This is a genomic window from Actinomyces bovis (genome assembly GCF_900444995.1).
GTDB lineage: Bacteria > Actinomycetota > Actinomycetes > Actinomycetales > Actinomycetaceae > Actinomyces > Actinomyces bovis.
Genome location: NZ_UAPQ01000008.1, coordinates 27,986 through 45,597 on the forward strand (window position 1 = coordinate 27,986; position 17,612 = coordinate 45,597).

Annotated in this window: 19 protein-coding genes and 2 tRNA genes; 12 read left to right on the forward strand and 9 right to left on the reverse strand. The window is 61.0% G+C overall.

Annotated elements, in window-relative coordinates; all coding sequences use genetic code 11:
• The first annotated feature begins 2 nt into the window (after positions 1 to 2).
• The 5 genes from DR039_RS07075 (at position 3) to DR039_RS07095 (ending at position 5,781) form a co-directional block, all read left to right on the forward strand.
• Entirely contained in the window at positions 3 to 896 is an 894-nt protein-coding gene (locus DR039_RS07075) for a glycosyltransferase family 2 protein (protein WP_111836708.1), read from the forward strand.
• 2 nt (positions 897 to 898) lie between these two features.
• The gene (locus tag DR039_RS07080) at positions 899 to 1,792 is read left to right on the forward strand and encodes a glycosyltransferase (RefSeq protein WP_111836709.1); all 894 of its coding nucleotides are present in this window, start codon (positions 899 to 901) and stop codon (positions 1,790 to 1,792) included.
• A gap of 92 nt (positions 1,793 to 1,884) precedes the next feature.
• Positions 1,885 to 3,054 (forward strand): O-antigen polymerase, encoded by a 1,170-nt coding sequence (locus DR039_RS07085; protein ID WP_172458372.1) that lies wholly within the window; start codon positions 1,885 to 1,887, stop codon positions 3,052 to 3,054.
• Between the two features lie 57 nt (positions 3,055 to 3,111).
• Complete coding sequence (locus DR039_RS07090) at positions 3,112 to 4,524, forward strand: lipopolysaccharide biosynthesis protein (protein WP_126622203.1); 1,413 nt, start codon at positions 3,112 to 3,114, stop codon at positions 4,522 to 4,524.
• A 267-nt stretch (positions 4,525 to 4,791) separates the two neighbouring features.
• Positions 4,792 to 5,781, forward strand: coding sequence for an LCP family protein (locus DR039_RS07095; protein ID WP_229116874.1), 990 nt, complete (start codon positions 4,792 to 4,794; stop codon positions 5,779 to 5,781).
• A 187-nt stretch (positions 5,782 to 5,968) separates the two neighbouring features.
• Here DR039_RS07095 and DR039_RS07100 read toward each other — a convergent pair whose 3' ends face one another.
• A complete protein-coding gene (locus DR039_RS07100) occupies positions 5,969 to 6,433 on the reverse strand; it encodes a hypothetical protein (protein WP_126622205.1) in 465 nt (154 codons plus the stop codon).
• 520 nt (positions 6,434 to 6,953) lie between these two features.
• Here DR039_RS07100 and DR039_RS11655 point away from each other — a divergent pair.
• Together DR039_RS11655 and DR039_RS07105 are read left to right on the forward strand one after the other, a co-directional pair.
• Positions 6,954 to 7,085 carry a hypothetical protein gene (locus tag DR039_RS11655; protein WP_267489829.1) on the forward strand — a complete coding sequence of 44 codons (132 nt, stop codon included), beginning with the start codon at positions 6,954 to 6,956 and terminating at the stop codon, positions 7,083 to 7,085.
• A gap of 3 nt (positions 7,086 to 7,088) precedes the next feature.
• Positions 7,089 to 7,466 (forward strand): hypothetical protein, encoded by a 378-nt coding sequence (locus DR039_RS07105; protein WP_111836714.1) that lies wholly within the window; start codon positions 7,089 to 7,091, stop codon positions 7,464 to 7,466.
• 132 nt (positions 7,467 to 7,598) lie between these two features.
• On the opposite strand, the gene DR039_RS07110 is transcribed toward DR039_RS07105, so the two are convergent.
• The 3 genes from DR039_RS07110 to DR039_RS07120 all read right to left on the reverse strand — a co-directional run bounded on the left by DR039_RS07110 (position 7,599) and on the right by DR039_RS07120 (position 11,154).
• A tRNA-His gene (locus DR039_RS07110) sits at positions 7,599 to 7,671 on the reverse strand.
• A gap of 122 nt (positions 7,672 to 7,793) precedes the next feature.
• Complete coding sequence (gene orn / locus DR039_RS07115) at positions 7,794 to 8,414, reverse strand: oligoribonuclease (protein WP_111836715.1); 621 nt, start codon at positions 8,412 to 8,414, stop codon at positions 7,794 to 7,796.
• Between the two features lie 82 nt (positions 8,415 to 8,496).
• On the reverse strand, positions 8,497 to 11,154 hold the full coding sequence (locus tag DR039_RS07120; RefSeq protein WP_229116875.1) for an ATP-binding cassette domain-containing protein: 2,658 nt from the start codon (positions 11,152 to 11,154) through the stop codon (positions 8,497 to 8,499).
• A gap of 134 nt (positions 11,155 to 11,288) precedes the next feature.
• Here DR039_RS07120 and DR039_RS07125 point away from each other — a divergent pair.
• Both DR039_RS07125 and DR039_RS07130 read left to right on the forward strand, forming a co-directional pair.
• Positions 11,289 to 11,364, forward strand: a tRNA-Arg gene (locus DR039_RS07125).
• A gap of 149 nt (positions 11,365 to 11,513) precedes the next feature.
• Positions 11,514 to 12,746: a tyrosine-type recombinase/integrase gene (locus tag DR039_RS07130; RefSeq protein WP_111836077.1), complete on the forward strand. Its 1,233-nt coding sequence runs from the start codon at positions 11,514 to 11,516 to the stop codon at positions 12,744 to 12,746.
• Positions 12,747 to 12,778: 32 nt separating this feature from the next.
• Here DR039_RS07130 and DR039_RS11100 read toward each other — a convergent pair whose 3' ends face one another.
• The 4 genes from DR039_RS11100 to DR039_RS07155 all read right to left on the reverse strand — a co-directional run bounded on the left by DR039_RS11100 (position 12,779) and on the right by DR039_RS07155 (position 15,843).
• A complete protein-coding gene (locus tag DR039_RS11100; RefSeq protein WP_126622207.1) occupies positions 12,779 to 13,168 on the reverse strand; it encodes a hypothetical protein in 390 nt (129 codons plus the stop codon).
• A gap of 469 nt (positions 13,169 to 13,637) precedes the next feature.
• Positions 13,638 to 14,024, reverse strand: a complete 387-nt coding sequence (locus DR039_RS07140; protein WP_111836075.1) for a hypothetical protein — start codon at positions 14,022 to 14,024, stop codon at positions 13,638 to 13,640.
• Positions 14,025 to 14,058: 34 nt separating this feature from the next.
• Positions 14,059 to 14,895 (reverse strand): hypothetical protein, encoded by an 837-nt coding sequence (locus tag DR039_RS07145; RefSeq protein ID WP_111836074.1) that lies wholly within the window; start codon positions 14,893 to 14,895, stop codon positions 14,059 to 14,061.
• Positions 14,896 to 15,414: 519 nt separating this feature from the next.
• A complete protein-coding gene (locus DR039_RS07155; protein ID WP_170166866.1) occupies positions 15,415 to 15,843 on the reverse strand; it encodes a helix-turn-helix domain-containing protein in 429 nt (142 codons plus the stop codon).
• A 125-nt stretch (positions 15,844 to 15,968) separates the two neighbouring features.
• On the opposite strand from DR039_RS07155, the gene DR039_RS11290 reads away from it, so the two are divergent.
• Positions 15,969 to 16,229 (forward strand): helix-turn-helix domain-containing protein, encoded by a 261-nt coding sequence (locus DR039_RS11290; protein WP_170166867.1) that lies wholly within the window; start codon positions 15,969 to 15,971, stop codon positions 16,227 to 16,229.
• Between the two features lie 119 nt (positions 16,230 to 16,348).
• On the opposite strand, the gene DR039_RS07165 is transcribed toward DR039_RS11290, so the two are convergent.
• On the reverse strand, positions 16,349 to 16,627 hold the full coding sequence (locus tag DR039_RS07165; RefSeq protein ID WP_111836716.1) for a hypothetical protein: 279 nt from the start codon (positions 16,625 to 16,627) through the stop codon (positions 16,349 to 16,351).
• A gap of 236 nt (positions 16,628 to 16,863) precedes the next feature.
• Between DR039_RS07165 and DR039_RS07170 the strand changes: the two genes are divergently transcribed.
• Positions 16,864 to 17,133: a hypothetical protein gene (locus DR039_RS07170; protein ID WP_111836717.1), complete on the forward strand. Its 270-nt coding sequence runs from the start codon at positions 16,864 to 16,866 to the stop codon at positions 17,131 to 17,133.
• Positions 17,134 to 17,212: 79 nt separating this feature from the next.
• Positions 17,213 to 17,605 (forward strand): hypothetical protein, encoded by a 393-nt coding sequence (locus tag DR039_RS07175; protein ID WP_126622209.1) that lies wholly within the window; start codon positions 17,213 to 17,215, stop codon positions 17,603 to 17,605.
• Positions 17,606 to 17,612 lie beyond the last annotated feature (7 nt).

Sequence of the window (17,612 nt, forward strand, 5' to 3'; positions counted from 1 at the left end):
AGATGGCTTTTATATCGCCGCTTGTTTCTTGCATTATCCCGACCTACAGGCGTACGGAAACCTTATCGCGTGCGATTGCATCTGCAGTAAAGCAGACATACCCACATCTTGAGATCCTGGTAGTTGACGATAATCCTTGTGGTAGTAGTTTCTCTGCGACTGTTGCGCAGATTGTTGATTCGTATGCTAGTTGCGACCGTGTTGTGAAGTTAATCACGCAGCGTAAGCATATCAATGGTGCTGCAGCAAGGAATGCGGGGGTTGCAGCGGCCAACGGTGAATTCATTGCTTTTCTGGACGACGACGATGAGTGGCTGGAGAGAAAGGTTGAGTTACAGGTAGCGAAGTTATGTGCAGACCCAATGGTTGGCGGCGTAACGTGCCTTTACGTTGTCAAAAAGAACGGTTTGACTGTAAGGGAGTGTCACCCTTACGACAGTAATGATCTACAATTTCGTATTCTACTTCGAGAAGTGTCGCTATTTACCCCTACATTTCTATGCAGAAAGTCACTGTTTGAGGCGATGGGTGGATTCAACGAAGCCTTAGAAAGGCATCAGGACCTGCAACTCTTCGCGGACTTCATGAGTCACGCGGCGATTGAACCGCTAAATGAAGTGCTGGTAGTATCTCACTGCGATTCTACCATCAACGCTCCATGCTTCAATGATCTAGTAAAAATTAAGGCAAAATTTTTTGAGATAGAGAGGCCGACATTACGCAATCTAGGTTGGCTGCGAAAGCGGCGTATTTATGCTGCGCATCGGTTTGAGTTAGCCTTTGTCGCAGCCAAGGAGAGGAAGTGGTGGCCAATGTTTAAGTGTGTCGTACCGACCCTCTTCAATCCTATCGGCTGGCACGATTTACGTAGACGAATGCTGTATAGGAGCCGATAAGAATGCTTGCGGGATGCGTAACTGTTGCCTACAGTATCCTCCACTACCTGGATAGTGACGTAACCATACAGTGTGTTGAAGCGATTCGAGATGTAAACGGGGAGGCCGATTATTGGATCGTGGTTGTTGACAACGGCTCAAAGAATGGTTCCTGTGATTCGCTTCGACTAAAATATGCTGACGAACATCGGGTTATTATTATAGAGACTCAAGAGAATCTTGGATTTGCCGCTGGAAACAATGTTGGCTACCGTTACGCAAAGGAGCAGTTGAAGGCAAACCTCATTCTAGTCATGAACAACGACGTACTCGTTGAACCATCTGTATCAGCAGCATCTTTGTGCGACATAGTGGGGTCTTGTCCTTACGCCTTAGTAGGTCCGAGAATCGCCGATTTGAGTGGGAGGCCGCAAAATCCGCTGCGTATGACCCCTTTGAGTAATCTAGGTGTTGTCAAAGCGGTTTTCAAGAACGTTTGTTGGCTTGGTGCTTCGAGAATACCTTTGGTTGGAAAATGGGTACTAGATAAGCGTGATCTCAGGATCTCGAGGCGACAGGTGATAGATCATGGTGCTGTCACAGGGAAAGACTACAAGGATGTTGTTCTTCACGGAGCTTGCATTATTTACACTCAATTATGGATAGTGAACGAGAGTGTTGCGTTTGTTCCTGGAACATTTATGTATGCAGAAGAAGACATTCTTTTCGATTATGCGAGGGCGGCGGGATACAAGACTGGCATGTTGAGTTCGTTAGGCGTTTGTCATCTGGAAGATCGCGCGACTCGGTCCGCTAGACCTAACAGGGAAGAGCGCTTCAGGTTCACTACAAAAGAACAGACGCGTTCGCTAATTAGACTGCTGGCTTTCAGGGTGCGGGGTAGGTGGCCAGTCTGATGATACTGTCAGTTTGGATTTGCTCCGTAATACTTGCCTGCATATCCAGATGGATTTTTGGCCGATGGGTAAATATTTTGACACCCTACTATATGGTTTGGCTTGGCTCTCTGGTTCTGTATTCTAGTCGTCTTATTCTGTATGATGACCTTAGCGTGAAAACACTTACGCTGGTTTTGCTTTGCGAAATTGCTACCACAATAGGAGTCGGTCTGGGCTATGGTATTAGGCGCTCCGGTGAACGAGCAGGCTGGGATGGGCTGTCTGATCATGCTGTTGATGTGTTCGATAGGTATATTGCTGCTACCGCAGTGGTGGCTGCAGCCGCAATTGTTCCAAATACAATTGCTGTCTTTGGGAGGTATGGTTTAGGGGCTATCGTCTCTGATGTCGCAGAGGTATATTCTGATCGCGAGAATGGCGAGATCGGCTTGCTTGGCTATTTTTCGCCATTGATTTATCTTAGTTTAATGCTTCTGGGGGTTAGGGGCAGGGCATGGGGAATTAGGCGGCGCCATCTTCTTGTGATTGCGCTAGGCCTTTGTAATGCGTTTACGTTCGGCGGCCGGAACAATGTGATGTATGCAGTACTGTTTTTATTAGTCCCATATGTCATTGTCGGTCGCGCACTAGGGTGTCGTAGTTCGGTGGGAGCGGTCCGGGCAATTGTTGTTTCGTTCCCATTTGTTGTCGCTTTTTTTGCGATTAATGGTCAGCGGGCGAGGGCAACGGTGGTTCCTGAGGGTATTTCCTTATTGATGCAAAGGTTGGTCGAGGTGGAGTATTCAACATATCGTACGGTACTATATTTCACCGAGCCTATAGCCTATCTTAACGGCTTTTTGATGGACCCAGACTATCGTTTCGGTTCTAATACATTTCATTTTATATATAAGCAGTTATCTAAAGTTGACGCGAGTTTTAATGTCGAGCCTTCGTTACCGTTTCGTTTTGTTCCTATGCCCTGTAATGTAGGAACATACATAACGGAGGTTGTCATGGATTTTGGCGGCTTTGCGCCGATAGCGTTAGGTTTGTTTGGGGTAGTGCTTGGCTGTAGTTATAGGCGGTTCGAGGAGAGGCCCTCGAATATAATCGCTGCCGTGGTGTCGACGGTGTTTCTAGTTTGCCTTTACTTGTCATTCTTTATGTGGCATATGCGGAGCACGAATCTATGGGTAGTTATGCTTGGCGGTATTGTTTTGGGTGTGGCTATGAAGGGGCCACTAATGGTCACTGAGTATAGGAATGTAGGCGGATAAGGCTGGGAGTGTGAACGCCGTTTCCGATAGCTGGTTATGTAGGTCAGGGAGAACGTAGTGGATCATCGGCGGTTGCTCAGTAGTCTTTCCATGGCTTTTTTTGCGCAGGGAGTTAGCCTGCTGGTTAGTACTTGCGTTTCCCTTTTAGTTCCCAAACTTCTGGGGGTAAGCGCATTTGCGTATTGGCAGTTATTTTTGTTTTATTCCTCTTATGTGGGTTTTTTTCATTTTGGATTGAATGATGGTGTCTATTTGATTGAAGGAGGCCGTTCCGTCGACGACCTGGATTGGCCGCGAGTTGGGTCACAGTTCGTTGCTAGCGTGATAGTTGAGTCCGCTTTGGCGTTGGGGGGCCTGATTGCGGTACACCTAATAATAGGCTATGAGGAGCGCAGTTTTGTTGTGTCCATGGCTTTACTGTACATGGTGATAGCTAACTCTGCGTCTTTTTTGGGGATGCTGTTTCAGGCTTTGAGCGAAACTAAGGTGTTTTCGTTTTCTACACTTGTGGATAGGGTGATTTTCGGTGCTGGACTTTTGGGTGGGTTGGCGCTTGGAATTGAAGACTATCGTTTTTTTGTTTACGTTATGGTCGGGGCGAAGGTGTTTTCCTTGATCTATTGCCTCATCAAAGGTAGACTCCTTTTCGTTGGTCTGTCCGGTGAGGTGCTTCACGGATTTAAGCGATGCCTGAGGCCGATAGTCATTGGGGTGCAATTGATGGTGGCAAATCTGGCCGGAATGCTGGTGTTGGGCATAGTGCGAATTGTGGTCGATAGGAGGTGGGGTATTGAGACTTTTGGTCAGGTGTCGTTTGGGTTGACGCTGGTCGCTTTTGTGTTGTTGTTTGTTGGGCAGGTGTCTATGGTGTTGTTTCCTACGCTGAGGGGTGTTGGTGTAGTTGAACGACGACACCTGTTTTCTGTTATGCGGGATGGGTTAGTGCTGCTGATGCCTGTTGCATACTGTTTGTCAATTCCTGCGGCTTGGTTAGTTGGGAAGTGGTTGCCTGATTATGGGCCTGCGTTGAATTATTTTCTGTTAATGGTGCCTCTTTGTGTGTTTGATGGTAGGGCTAACTTGCTTGGTGTGACGTTTATGAAGGTTTTTGGGCGCACCCGGGTGCTGTTGTGGCTTAATGTCTTGTCGCTAGTAGTAGCGTCATCTCTGGTGGGGATCGGGGTGATGTGGGGGCGGGGTCCTCGTTGGGTAGTCATATCGGGAGTGGTTGCTTTTGTGGTGAGGGCGCTTGTCGCTGAGCGCATGGTTGGGCGGTGGGTAGGTGCGGGCGACTGGCATGCAGGTGTGGAAGATGTAGCGTTTGTGTTTTTCTACCTGCTAATGGTCTCTACGCGGAAAGGTTTGGAGGTCTTCCTTGGCTGCGCCGTAGGTTACGGTATTTTTCTGTGGTGGCATCGGGACCGGGCTGCGCGCATCTGGGGGCGTTTTGCGCAGAAGGTATTTTCGTAGGTGGAGGCTGTAGTTAAGGAAGAGGGCGCCTTTTGGTGGCTTGTGCTGTGATAGTTTCGAAGGTGTGTTCTTTGCCCCGTCGCGCTGGTGGGCTGTTTGTGGTGAGATGTGTGCATGAGCGACTCTTCCCCGTTCCTCCCCGTAGGTACGCAAGCCAGTGGCCACGATAGCGGAGACACACCTACGCGTCCCGCTTCGGGGCGACGAGGCCCTCGGCATTCGGAGGAAGGCGACAGGCGGCGTCGGATCCGCGGCTGGAAGGCTGTCATGCTCTCACTCCTGACAGTCGTTTTGGTACTGGGTGGAGGTGCAGTTGCCGCCGGATACTGGCTCAAGTCCTCACTCACCAAGAACCTGGAGACCATCGCTGACCCCTTCGCACACCTTCCGACCCGGGCTCCTACGCAATCAGTACCCAAAGGTGAGGACCCCGCCGTCAACATTCTGGTCCTCGGAACGGATTCCCGCATCAGCGCCGGAGACCCCTCCAAGTGGCAGGCAGGTGCACAACGCACCGACGCCATGATGATCATGCAGATCGCAGGTGACAGGAAATCCGTCACCGTGATGTCCATACCACGAGACTCATGGGTAGACATCCCCGGACACGGCCAAGCAAAAATCAATGCCGCCTACTCCTACGGCGGTCCCACCCTTGCTATCCAGACCGTCGAGGCACTCACCGGTATCCACCTGGACCACTTCGTCATAGCGGACTTCGAGTCCTTCGCCACCATGACAGACGAACTCGGCGGAGTCACCATCAACCTCAAACAGCCACAAACTCTGGCAGGCAAAAGCTTCCACGAAGGCGCCCAACTCCTCACCGGCAAGCAAGCCCTAGCCTACGTGCGCGAACGCTACTCCCTGCCAGAAGGAGACTTCGATCGCGTCCGCCGCCAACAATCCTGGATGCGAGCCATCGTCCGGCAGATCGGACAGAACGGCACTCTCAAGAGCCCCACAGCCCTCTACTCCTTCCTCAAAGTCGCCTCAGCCAGCGTGTCCGTGGACGACGGCTTCTCCCTGGAACAGATGCAAGCCCTAGGGGAGTCCCTGAAGAACGTCGGCTCCGGGATCACCTTCTTCACCGCACCCACCGCCGGCACCGGCACCAGCGCCGACGGCCAGTCCATCGTGCTGCTCGACCAGGCCGCAGACGCCCCGATCTTCAAAGCACTCGCAGAAGGCAAAGGCTACAAGTACCTACAAGACAACCCAGGAGCAGCCACACTACTGCCCAGTGTGGTCAACTAACCAAACCAGGCCCATCCAGGCCTGGCCAGCACCACGCGGCCAACCCCCCAGCCGGAGACCACCGGATCAGCAGCCGTACCCCCGGGGCTGCAGCACCAGCACGGCGCAGGCGGGGCAAGTGCGCCGCCCCAGAAGCCCCTGTCCGGGACACGATTACCACAGGCCACCTCCCGGCAGATCTAGCGGACTACCCCCAGACGTCCCTGACCCAACGCGCACGCGCCCGCCGCAGCCAGAACCAGCGCAAGCCACACTGAGCTGCCAAGGCAACAACCGCACAAGCAGCCGCCCCCGGCCACGGCAGCACACCCGTGCCGGAGACCAGACCCAGCAGCGCAACCCCCACAGCAAAGCCAGCCGCCGCCGCAGCCGCAAAGCGCACAGACTCCTTGGCCGCCCAAGGCCAGTAACGAGAGGCAACCACACAAGCGACCACCTGCAGCGCCAGCGCCCACACCACCACCACAACCGGCATCAGCAAAGAACCACCGTGCGGCCCCGGGGCCAAGGTGCGCACCCCAAAGGCCCCAACCACACAAGCCCCCCACACGACCGCATCCACAAGAAGCGCACGACTGTCCAAAGGCAGACGCCGATCCAGCTCCGCTGGCGTAGGCGTACGACCCCCATAAGAAACAGCAGCTGCTGGCATAAGACCCCCCACAACACTCGCAAGCAGTGCCGCAGGCCAGAGGCTTGCCGCCGCAAGCAAAACTACCCGCGGTCACCATTGACCTAAGAAGGTTATCAGTGAGATGGAAGCAATAGAGCTGTTGCTGGCCGCATGGTCCTGTGGTGAATCCGCAAGAACGGGGCGGGGCAGGCCGCATAGGCCCAGCCGAAACGGCCTCCTCCCAACGGTTTCACGAGCACGCCTTGGTGGAAACCTCCGCAACCGGCGACCGGTGGGGCCCTCACCCGTGCCGCTGCCCCAGGAGACCGCCTCCCGAACGGCCTAGAGCAGCCCCTACCTTGCAGGCGCAGGCCGTGAAGTGCTACCCAGTAGAGGAGAGCGGCGGCACCGTCTGCGCCTTGCGGCTCCGTGGCCAGGTGCGGGTACCGACTAGGCGCCATGCCTCCGTCTGCAACGAAGCCGCAGGGCCGACAGCCCGCATCCCCCCCTGAGCCCGTGGCTGATAGCCTGCTGCTGGAGCCAGGCCACGATGCGGCGCGTGACGGGTGGCAACCACGCCAAAGCCACTATCGGCAGCTGGTCTGAGCCCATGCCTCGGCACAATGAGGTTAGTGAGATGCTGGCCTGCATCATCGTCAAGCGCGCCCGAAAGGCGCTTGAGGAGGATTGAGACATGACTACTATCCACGCCAGCGCACAGCGGGACGGTAAGTGGTGGGCCGTCAGCTTCACCGTCGACGGTCACGAGTACGGGACCCAGGCGCGACGCCTCGACCAGGTCGAGGCTATGGTCAAGGATGCTGCCGCACTCATGACTGACCGCAGCGAGGATACCTTTGTTGTTTCTGTGAACGTGCTCGTCCCTGACTATCTCAAGGTCGTCAACGACTACCGTGCCGCGGCCCGCACAGCCAAGGAAGCCGCCGAGGCGGCTCAGACCGCCTCACGAGCCGCAGTCACACAGCTGAGATCTGCTGGCCTGCCTGTGCGTGACGTTGCCACGCTCATGGGCATCTCGCCCCAGCGCGTCTCCCAGCTGGCTGCCTCCTGAAACCGTACGCCCTCCGGAACCCTGCACGCCACGGCTGCCGTCCAGCCGTGGTGGGCCGCCTCCGGGCGGCGTGCGCCGTCACGCACAGCAAGAACCCCCGGAATCCGTTGGGATACCGGGGGGAACCAGCGGGGTGGCTGACGGGGTTTGAACCCGCGACCTCCTGGACCACAACCAGGCGCTCTGCCGACTGAGCTACAGCCACCATGTACACCTATTGATGCAACGACCGGTACTTTATCGGCTCCACCGCTGGCGGCACCAATCCGCTGGCGGTGGGCTCGGTCACGTCCCGACTGGACCCGGTCCGCCAGAACCCACCAGCGCTCAGATGGCGTCCCGGGTGGGGGAGGCGGCCACCCGCGCGGCAACCTCCTTGCACTCCTCCGACGTCGGCCCCTCACCAGCCGGGAACAGCACCTCCCGGTAGTAGCGCAGCTCGTCAATGGACTCCAGAATGTCCGCCAGCGCCCGGTGCCCACCGCGCTTCTCGGGGGAGTGGAAGAAGCTGCGCGGATACCAGCGCTTAGCCAATTCCTTCACAGAAGAGACATCCACCACCCGGTAGTGCAGGTGGTCAATCAACTCCGGCATATCCCGAGCCAGGAAAGCCTTATCCGTGCCCACAGAGTTGCCCGCCAGCTGAGCGGTGCGCGGCGTAGGCACCAACTCCTTGAGGTAGTCGAGCACCACCTTGGTGGCCTCCTCCAGGCTCAGGCCCCCCTCCAGCTCCTTAAGCAACCCCGAGGAGGTGTGCATCTGCCGCACGTAGTCCCCCATCTGCTCAAGCGCCTTGGCGGGCGGCTTAATCAGCACGTCAAGGCCCTTGGCTAAGGGGCGCAACTCGTAGTCGGTCACGACTACGGCCACCTCCACTAGGGCATCCGCCTCAAGGTCGAGGCCCGTCATCTCGCAGTCGATCCACACCAGTGGATCTGAGGTGGTCATTTGTCGGCTCACGCTGCGCGAGTCTAGCCCCGCAGCGCCCAAGCAGTCGCCAGGACCGCCGGAATGCCGCCAGGCTGAAGCCTCAGCGCTGACCTCGGCGAGCCAGCCCCACGAAACACAAGCAAAGGCTGGCACAGCCAACCAAGGCGAGCATTCCCAGATCCCACAGCCACTGCCCACTGCTGTGCTCCCACAGGGCATCATGGCGGTGCGGCACGATCTTGTTGAGTTCCACCGTCGCCCCAGCCATGGCGTAACCCCAACGCGCGGGCATCAGCCAAGAAAGCTGTTCAAACACAGCCCGCCCAGCCACCGGGATCAAGCCACCCGAAAGCACCAACTGGCCCATGATCGAGACCACCAACACCGGCATTACCTGCTCAGAGGACGACACAAAGGACGATATCGCCAGGCCCAACAGACCCGAAACAAAAGCCACGGCCCAGCAGGCCACCGCGAGTTCCAAACCGGGGGAGCCAAGCAGTATTGCGGCGTCGGGGGCATCGTTAAGAGCTAGGGCGGTGCCAGCCATCAATGCTGTCTGGACCGTGACGATCAGGGCCAGCACCAAGGCCTTGCCAAACATATAGGCCCCAGAACGCAAGCCCACGGCTTTCTCCCGCAAGAACACGTCCCGCTCGCCGATCAGTTCACGGATCGTCACGGACATGCCCGCAAACGCACCACCCGTAATCATGATGACCAGCAACTCCAGTGCCTGCGTGGAAATCCGCGGGCAAGGATTATCCGGAGTTGGCGCCGCATACACCGGTATGCCGAAGCCAGAGTCACCCTTGATGGCCTTAGTCAACAGTCCCATGACCAAGGGCAACACCAGCATGAAAGCCAGGTATGACGGGTCCGCTGCAATGATCCGCAAATGGCGGCGCACCAGGGTGGAAATCTGCCGCAGAGCTGCCTGCTTACGTGGGGCGGAAGTAGGCGCGGGCCGGGAGGCCGACTGCGCCTGGGTGGCGCCGCGCCGGGTGGAAGGCACTGCCTGCTCCAGGTGCCCACGCAGCGGCTCCGTGTGGTTGCGGATCAGGGCGTACACATCCGCGTAGCCGTCGATCACGCCCGGGTCGGCAAAACCGCCCTTGGGGGCGTGCAGCAGCAGCTGCCCGGCGCGAGCCAGCTCGGCGTGGCGGGCCCGGAAGTAGGGGATTACCTCGCGTGGAGAACCGAAGTACACCGGCTTACCTCCGGCAGCCAGGATCAGCACCTTGTCTGCACGGTCGATGTGGTTCTCGTTGTGGGTCACCACCATGACGGTGCGGCCCGTGTCCCCCGGGCGGGTGCCGTGTGCCAGCGTGGCCAGCAGGTCCATGACGTCGCGGTCCAGCTGGGGGTCCAGGCCTGAGGTCGGCTCGTCCAGGAACAGCAGCTTGGGTTTGGTTAGCAGCTCAATTGCAGTGGATACGCGCTTGCGCTGACCACCTGAGAGCTTCTTGACACGCTTGTCCACATGCTCGGTCAGGTCCAGATCCTCCAGGACCTCCCGGATCCGCTGGGCCCGCTCGGCTTTGGTCAAGTCAGCAGCCAGGCGCAGCTCAGCAGCGTAATGGAGGGTCTGGCGTACGGTCAGCGCCGAGTGGACGACGTCGTTCTGCGGCACCACACCGATGGAATTGCGCATGACGGCGTACTGCTCATAAACGTCGAAGCCGTTGAACAGCACCTGACCACTTTGAGCCTTCTGTTCACCGGTAAGGGCCTTAAGCAACGTGGACTTACCAGCACCCGAGGGACCCACCACGGCCAACAGCTCACCACCGGGCAAGGAGAAGGAAATCTGATCCAACAGCCGCTTGCCGTGATCCACTGTAAAGACCAGGTCCTTGGCAACCAGACCCTCCTCACCCTCGATGGCCGTTTGCACCTGGCATACGCCGTCGGGGTTGATCGCGATCAGCGTGGCGCCCATTGCCATGACCAGCGGTCGATCCACCAGCACTGAACGCATGCGCTGGTTACCAACCCATACGCCATTGGTGGAGCCCAGGTCCGTGACCACGATGCCCTGCTGCGTCAGGTCAATGCGGGCATGGTGCGCGGAGACCAGCGGATCGTCCTTGAGCACCAGCGTGTTGTCAGCCGCACGACCAATCGTGCCCGAGGACGTGATGCGGAAGGCCTGCAAAGTGGTGCGCCGCGTGCCGCCCTGGGCGGTGCTGGCCGCAACGGGAGCAGCGGAGACCGGGCCTGATCTGGCAGGCCCGGTGCTCTGGCCCTGGGTGTAAGCAGCCTGCGGGTAGCCGGTCTGTGCTGCCTGCTGGGGAGCGGCCGGGCTCTGCGGCGCGGAGGCCTGGGGGGTGGGGCTCGGCGCACCAGCCTGCGGGTAGCCGGTCTGCGCTGGCTGCTGGGGGGCAACACCAGCGGTGCCGTAGGTGGTGGCTGCAGATGGCGCAGAGGGGGCAGAAGCGCCGGAAGCCTCATAACCCACCGGCGTCAGCACCAACACCGGACCGGAGGCGTCACCCAGCTGGATCCGGGTGCCCTGCGTAATGAGTGTGCTTTGAGCACGCTGCCCATCAACCAGCATGCCGTTGCTGCTCAGACAGTTGACGCGCCAGCCCTCAGCTGTGGGGGATACCTCCAGATGGCGGCGGGAGACAATCGGGGCCTGCACCACCACATCGCATTGGTCTAGGCGACCCACTGTGAAGGCGTTCCGGAAGGTGGTGGGCGCCATAGCGCCGGGGGAGGAGAGCAGTCTCACGGCAAGGGCGGAGGAAGGCACAACGGTCCTTTCGCAACAGCTGACGGACGCCGAGCGCCGCCACGGCACAAGCCAGACAATACCGGCAGTCCCAGCGTTCTGGCTGAATTGCCGTAGGCTGTCCGGGGTCTGAGGTCACCAAGCCTCTCAGCCACGCCTCCATAGCTCAATGGATAGAGCATCGGCCTTCTAATCCGCAGGTTCCCGGTTCGAGTCCGGGTGGGGGCACCACGCGAATCGTGCCATTCCGGCGCACTGCCAAGCGAAAATCGCTCCCGCGCCCAAGCCTTGGCTACACCCTAAATCGCCCTATATCCTCCATTACGTGACACGGACTGCTGCACTTGCTGCTGCACCTCACCTCACGACAGGAGGACACCATGGCCAGACGCGGCAACGGCGAGGGCAGCATCTACAAAGACTCTCAGGGCCGCTGGACCGCCGCCCTGACACTCCCCCCAGACCCCACCACCGGCAAAACCAAGCGGAAGTACATCCGCGCCCGCACCCGCGCTGACGTCATCCGCAAACTCCGCCAAGCCCAAGCCTCGCTCGCGACCCCAGGAGTCCACGCGGCCTCTTCTTTGATGATGTCTCAGTGGGCACGCACCTGGCTTGAGCGCGACGTCGCGCCTCGCCGCAAGCCCGCCACTACCCGCGACTATGAGGGCTCAATGCGGCTCTACGTGATCCCGACGATCGGGCGGCGGCGCCTAGACCAGCTCGACACTACAGACGTGCGCCAGGTCCATCGGGCGGTGGCTGGCGCGGGCCGCTCGGCCGCGACCGTGTCCCGGGTCCACCGGGCACTGGCCGCGTGCCTGGCGGCCGCTGAGCGTGAGGGCCTGATCCTGCGCAATCCGGCTCGCTTCGTGTCCCCGCCGCCCCTGCGTCAGGCTCCAGCCCCGATGCTGTCTGCGGAGCAGGTCCACACCTACCTGCGCTCCCGCCTGGATCAGCCGGACTATGTGCGCCGCCTCGTGGCGTTCACGCTGGGGGCCCGCCAAGGGGAGGTGCTCGGCATCACTCTGGATCATCTGCACCTCGACGCTCCCACGCCGTCGGTGGAGCTGGCGTGGGAGGTTAAGCGCGTCACCTGGGCCCACGGCTGCGGCGCCACTGACACGGGGCGGCAGCACGCTTGCGGCCGCGTGCGTGGCGCAGATTGCCCAGAGCGGCACGCCCCGGTCCCGGAGCACTTGGAGGCAGAGCGTGTCCACGGTGGCCTGTGGCTGCTGCGCCCTAAAACCGTGGGCTCGTGGCGCCACGTGGCCCTGCCTGCCACGCTCGCCGACGCTCTGCGCACCCACCTGGCTCAGACGCGCCCGGTCCGCTTCGTGTTTGAGGCCGCACCTGGTGCACCTATCGATCCTCGCGTGGATTGGGGTGAGTGGACCGCAGGCCTGCGGGCCGCTGGCCTGCCGCACGTGCGCCTACACTCGGCCCGCGCTTCAGTCGCGACCCGCCTCCTAGAGGAGGGAGCGCCTCAGCGCCTCATCATGGAGATCCTCGGCCACACCCAGGCCGCGACCACCTCCCACTATCAACGCCCTTCCTTGGCGTTCCAGGAGCGAGCCCTGACCAGCGTCGAGACCGCACTCGCGGGGAGTTAGGCGTCGCGTTTATCTTGACTGGTGCGGTTCGCCTAGGCCCCTCGGTCCTTCTTGCGCAGCCAGGCCGCATAGTCCTCTGCTTCCTGTAGTGTCGCTAGCGCCCAGGTGTGTGCGCCACGGTGACCCCACCACCTCAGCACTACAGGCAGGACAAGGCGCCCCTGAGTACGTCTCAGCATGTTGTGTGCCTCACCCTTCCATCCCAGCGACAGATAGGCGACAGTCGCTCCGCCGACCTTGATGGCGACGGCGTCTGCGTCGTAGCTGTTGGTCGACTCAGGCACGACGTCGGCGAGGGTAGCCAATGCGCCGACCTGCTCTCCGAGCGGGCTAGCGGCCATCATCCCGGCACCTGAGATGAGCTCGTAGACCGCCTGCTCATGTTGCTCCATGGTGTAGAGCTTGACCTTGCCTCCGCTCACGAAATCCATGTCGCCGCGCATCAGTAGCTCGCTGATGTTCCATATGACGGTCGGCCCAGTGTTCACGGCCGCGTGGGCGGGCTTAGCGGGAGCCTGAGGCTTGTTCGGAATAGGGATCCTCTGCGACTCCAGATGCCGCCCCCACCAGATGAGTCCGACCCCCACAGCAGCACACATCAGGCCTCCGGGGATTGGATCGTTTCCCGATCGGTCGAAAAGACCTCCGACGACGCTGATAGTGCCGAGCGCCGCGAGGACATAGCCCCAAAGCTTGCGGCGGCGCCCCTTCCAGCGGCTACCTGGTGGTGGTGTGAGTGGCTCCATCATCGCAGTGCCTTCCTAGCGCAGGCCAGCCCTTGCGCTCGCGGGCAGGGGTGGTCTGGCTATGTGTTGGGGAGTGTGGCCGCTGGGGATTGCGGCTGGTCTGCACATTAGTCTGCCAGGAGGATTCGCACCACTGGCGGCCCTACTATCGCATCGTGCGTAGCGTCGTCCGGTAGGCCTGGATCACCCAGATGGGAACCTCCAGCTCCATGGCGAGCGCGCCTAGGTGGGGGCCGGCCAGGGCCTCGGCGCGCCGGTAGGACGCGGTGTCTATGAGGGTGGTGGCCACGGCCCGGTCTATGCGGGCCTCCACCCAGCGGGCCTGGTGCCCGTCGTGCCCGGCGGCGGCGTGGGCCGTCTCGTGCATGAGTACGGGGACGGCCTGCCACTCCTCCAGCCGGTGGTCCAGGACGATTGTGCGCGCGCCGTGGTGGTAGCAGCCCGCCAGTCCCTGCGGCAGGCGCGCCCAGTCCACGGCCACGCCCATGGTGGCGCACTCGAGCAGCAGGGCCTCCAGGCCGGGACGGGTCACCTGGCAATCGTATTGCGAGGCTGGGGCGTGCGGGTCAGGCGACGACGTTGAACTGGTCTGCTAGGTGAAGAAGCGCGGGCTCCAGGTCGTCCAGGTCGTTGATACGTACGAGGTTGGCTACCTGCTCGGCCTCGCGCAGCACGCCAGCGTCCCAGGCGCAGGCGTCGTTGACGACTGCGAGCCTGTTGCCGATGGGCAGGTCGGACTGGCTGAAGATCGTGTAGCAGTGCTCGTGAGCCTGCTCGCGGGTCTCGCGGGTCTTTCCGCCCATGGCCTGTACGGCGGCGACGACGCTGCCGTGGCGGGTGATGGTCTCGGTGACCTTCTTGGTGCGTCCGGAGGTGAGCCGGAGGCTGCCGTCTCCAGCCTCCAGACCGCGCGAGGAAAAGGCGCGGTCTGTCAGCAGGCGTCGGGCGCGGTCTCGCACGAGCATGGAGAACGGACGCCCTCCCGTGCGGGGCTCGCGGGTGTAGGCGAGCCCTTCGGCGCGCAGCGCCGCGTGCGAGATGTCGCGCAGCACCTGGCCGATCGTCTCGTCGGTGGCCCAGGCGAGGATCTCTGCGTCCTGGCAGCTCCCCATGGGGTCCTTGTCTCCTGGCACGAACGCGCCCGCTGGGCGCGCGATAGTGTCCCACGCCGTAGTGAAGGCGGGGCCGCTGACAGCAGCGCCCAGGCCGGCCAGGTGGGAGAAGGTCTGCCCGTCATCGGTGACGTACCAGCCTCCGGGGGCTGGGCGTACCGAGAGGATGACACCGTCTCCGTCGGAGTAGTAGGCCGGCATCCACACGGCGAACCCCTCGGAGGTCTCGACCACCTCAAAGCCCTCGTCCATGGCGCTGAAGTAGAGGCTGGAGAGTGTCTTTGGGTCCATCTCGCTCACCTCGTTCCCTCTGGCGGGTCTACCCATGCCAGCCCGCTGGTGTCTACGTGGCACAGCCGGGCAAACGCCATGAACATCATGCACCGCTCCTCGTTGGACACGCTAGGGGATATAGGGCACTGCGGGAAGGTGTCATCGACCGGCGCGCAAAGCTCTCTTCCGTCCTGCTGGTAGGTGTGCACATGAGTGGCGCGCCCGAGGCCGTGCCCGTTGCCGTGGACGCAGACCCGGCGTATCGGGGGCGTCCTGACCCCGTCGCGGATACCGAGGTAGGCGAGGCTGACCTGCCACGGGCGCGGAGCGTTGTACTGCATCATCAGCAGCCCGTCCTGGAGCAGTACGCACCCAGTGACATACGTCGACGCAGCCGCGTACGTCCCTGTGCTTGCGGGACGCCCAGGACAGGCCACCCACCGTCCGCGCCCTGGAGTCCTCACTGAGCAGGTACCCCATCGTCTGCACGTCTATCGCCCCCGCAGGCTGGTGAGCCCTTTCCTTACGCCCCACGCCTCAGCCCTCCTCTGCCGGGCCTGCCTGGGGCTCCTCGCCCAGGTCCTCGCGCCACCCGGACCGCTCCGCGGCCTCACGCGCCCAGGACAGGTCCCGCTTGGCCGCTAGACCCAGGGACTCCACCGGCACCCCAGCCGCCAGACCAGCCAGCAGCCGCTCACGCTCCTCCTCACGAACACGAGCAGCCACCACACCCTCAGCCTCAGACAGCACAGAAGACGGTCTCAGCCCGAGAGCCGAGCACAGCCTTTCCAGATCGGTCATCGTGCAGGAAGTGAGGCCGTTGAAGAGATCGCCCAGGCGAGACTTGCCTAGCCCGGTTGCATCCGCCAGAGACCGTAATGACAGTCCCTGATCTTGGGCGTGGGTCTTCAGCGCCGAGACGACAGCCTGCTCGACATCGTCGATTGGAATCTTGCGTATACCCACACGCAACAGTGTCCGACGAAACGGACGCGCGGGCAAATCTCTGCTTGACATGTCCGCTGTTACGGACGATGATAGCGCTTGCGTCCGAGTTTTCGGACAATAGTCAGAATCGGACGGAATCTACAGTGACCATCGCATCTGAGATTAAGGCCCTAGCGCAGGAGCAGGGCATCCCCCTCGCAGACCTAGCCGCAGCTGCTGGGATCGCCCGGCAGACGCTTTCCACCAAGATCAATGGACACAGCGTCTTCACGGTTCCCGAGGTTGTCGCAATCGCTGCTGCGCTCGGGGTCAGCGCCTCCAGCTTGGTCGCTCGTGCTGAGGGCGCCAGCCCGGATGCAGCTGCCGCTCCCGCGCTCGCGGACTCTGCTCGGGAGGGGGCGTGATGGTGTGCGCGCCCACGGATGCTGTGACTCTGAGACCGCTGCGGGTTTCTCACACAGTTATTCGCCCTACGGAGGTCACAGAGACCCGCCTCTCGGTTGTCCGTGGTGACGATGGCGGCCTATGGCTGCGCGAGGCCACCACCACTAGAGGCATCCCCGGTGAGCGTGTCGGGGACGTCAAGGCTCGTTCTCAGCAGGATGGACAGGAAGACTCTGTCCTCAGCGGGGATGACCTGGTGGCTGACGGCCTCCCAGCCGTCCATGTTTTCAGCGAGGTCGGGTACGGAGCCCGCAAAGTCCACAGTGGATGCGGCTGCGGTTCCGGGGATACCGGCGCCGAAGATGTGCTCGGGTGTGGTGCAGAAGGTAACGACTCTGTATTCGGTGCGGCCCCCCATAGTGACTCCTCCTCGGTAGGTGGTGACGGCACGGGTGGGGACCCGGCGTCGTCGAGTGTTTGCCCTTCGGAGCCTACCGAGGAGGCGCCCGCACGCGTGGGGAGCGCGTGTAGGTGCGGGTGCCGGTCGGGCGTGGTCTGTGACTCCGCCACGCCCGACCGGACACCGACTAGGGGCGCGGCTCGGCCTGATGGTGGCTTGCGGTGGCTGGACGAGCCTGGTGGGGGTGTCCGCTGATGGCTGCGACGCTTGAAAGTTTGGACGCGCGCCTGCGCGATCTTGAGGGGCTGCTGCGCAAGGCTGTTGTGGCGGAGCCGGTGCGGGCGTTGTCCGTGTCTCGCGTGGTGGAGCTGACTGGGATCCCGCGTCACCATGTCAATCGGGCGCTTGCGACGGGTGAGCTGCCGTCGATCCCTGCGGGTGATGACCCTGCTAATTCTCGGCTGCGAGTGGTGCGGCCTGCAGATCTTGATCAGTGGTTGATGTGGCGTGAGAGCCGTGTCTGACCGCAACCGACTTCAGAAGAAAAGTGCCCCTGCGCGACGTCCAATCACTTACGCAGGGGCGGAGACAAAGGAGAAACCAATGCCTGCAACCAATTCTACATCGCCTGTGCGTCGTCGGGGGCGTCACATCGCCCCCCGGCGTCCTGCACTAAGCGCTTTGGACCATGGCCTGCGTCAGGTCTCGCTTCGGGTGCAGATGCGCCAGCCTCGGCACATCGAGGCCCGTCAGGCCGGCCACGCGATGCCCCTCAGGGCGCGCTTGGGGATCGTCCTGTGTCTTGCGGCCATCGCGTGTGCCGCGATTAACGGTGTGGTGAGCTGGGTTTGGTTTGACCCGGTGAAGCCTCCGGTCTTGCTCACGTCGTGGGCGGTCCTAGGGGTGGCTCTCATCTTGGGTGGTGTTGTGTTGCTGCTGTCGGTGGAGGACCAAGAGGTGACGTCCGGGCAGCTAGACGCTGAGTGCGATCTATGAGGCTGCC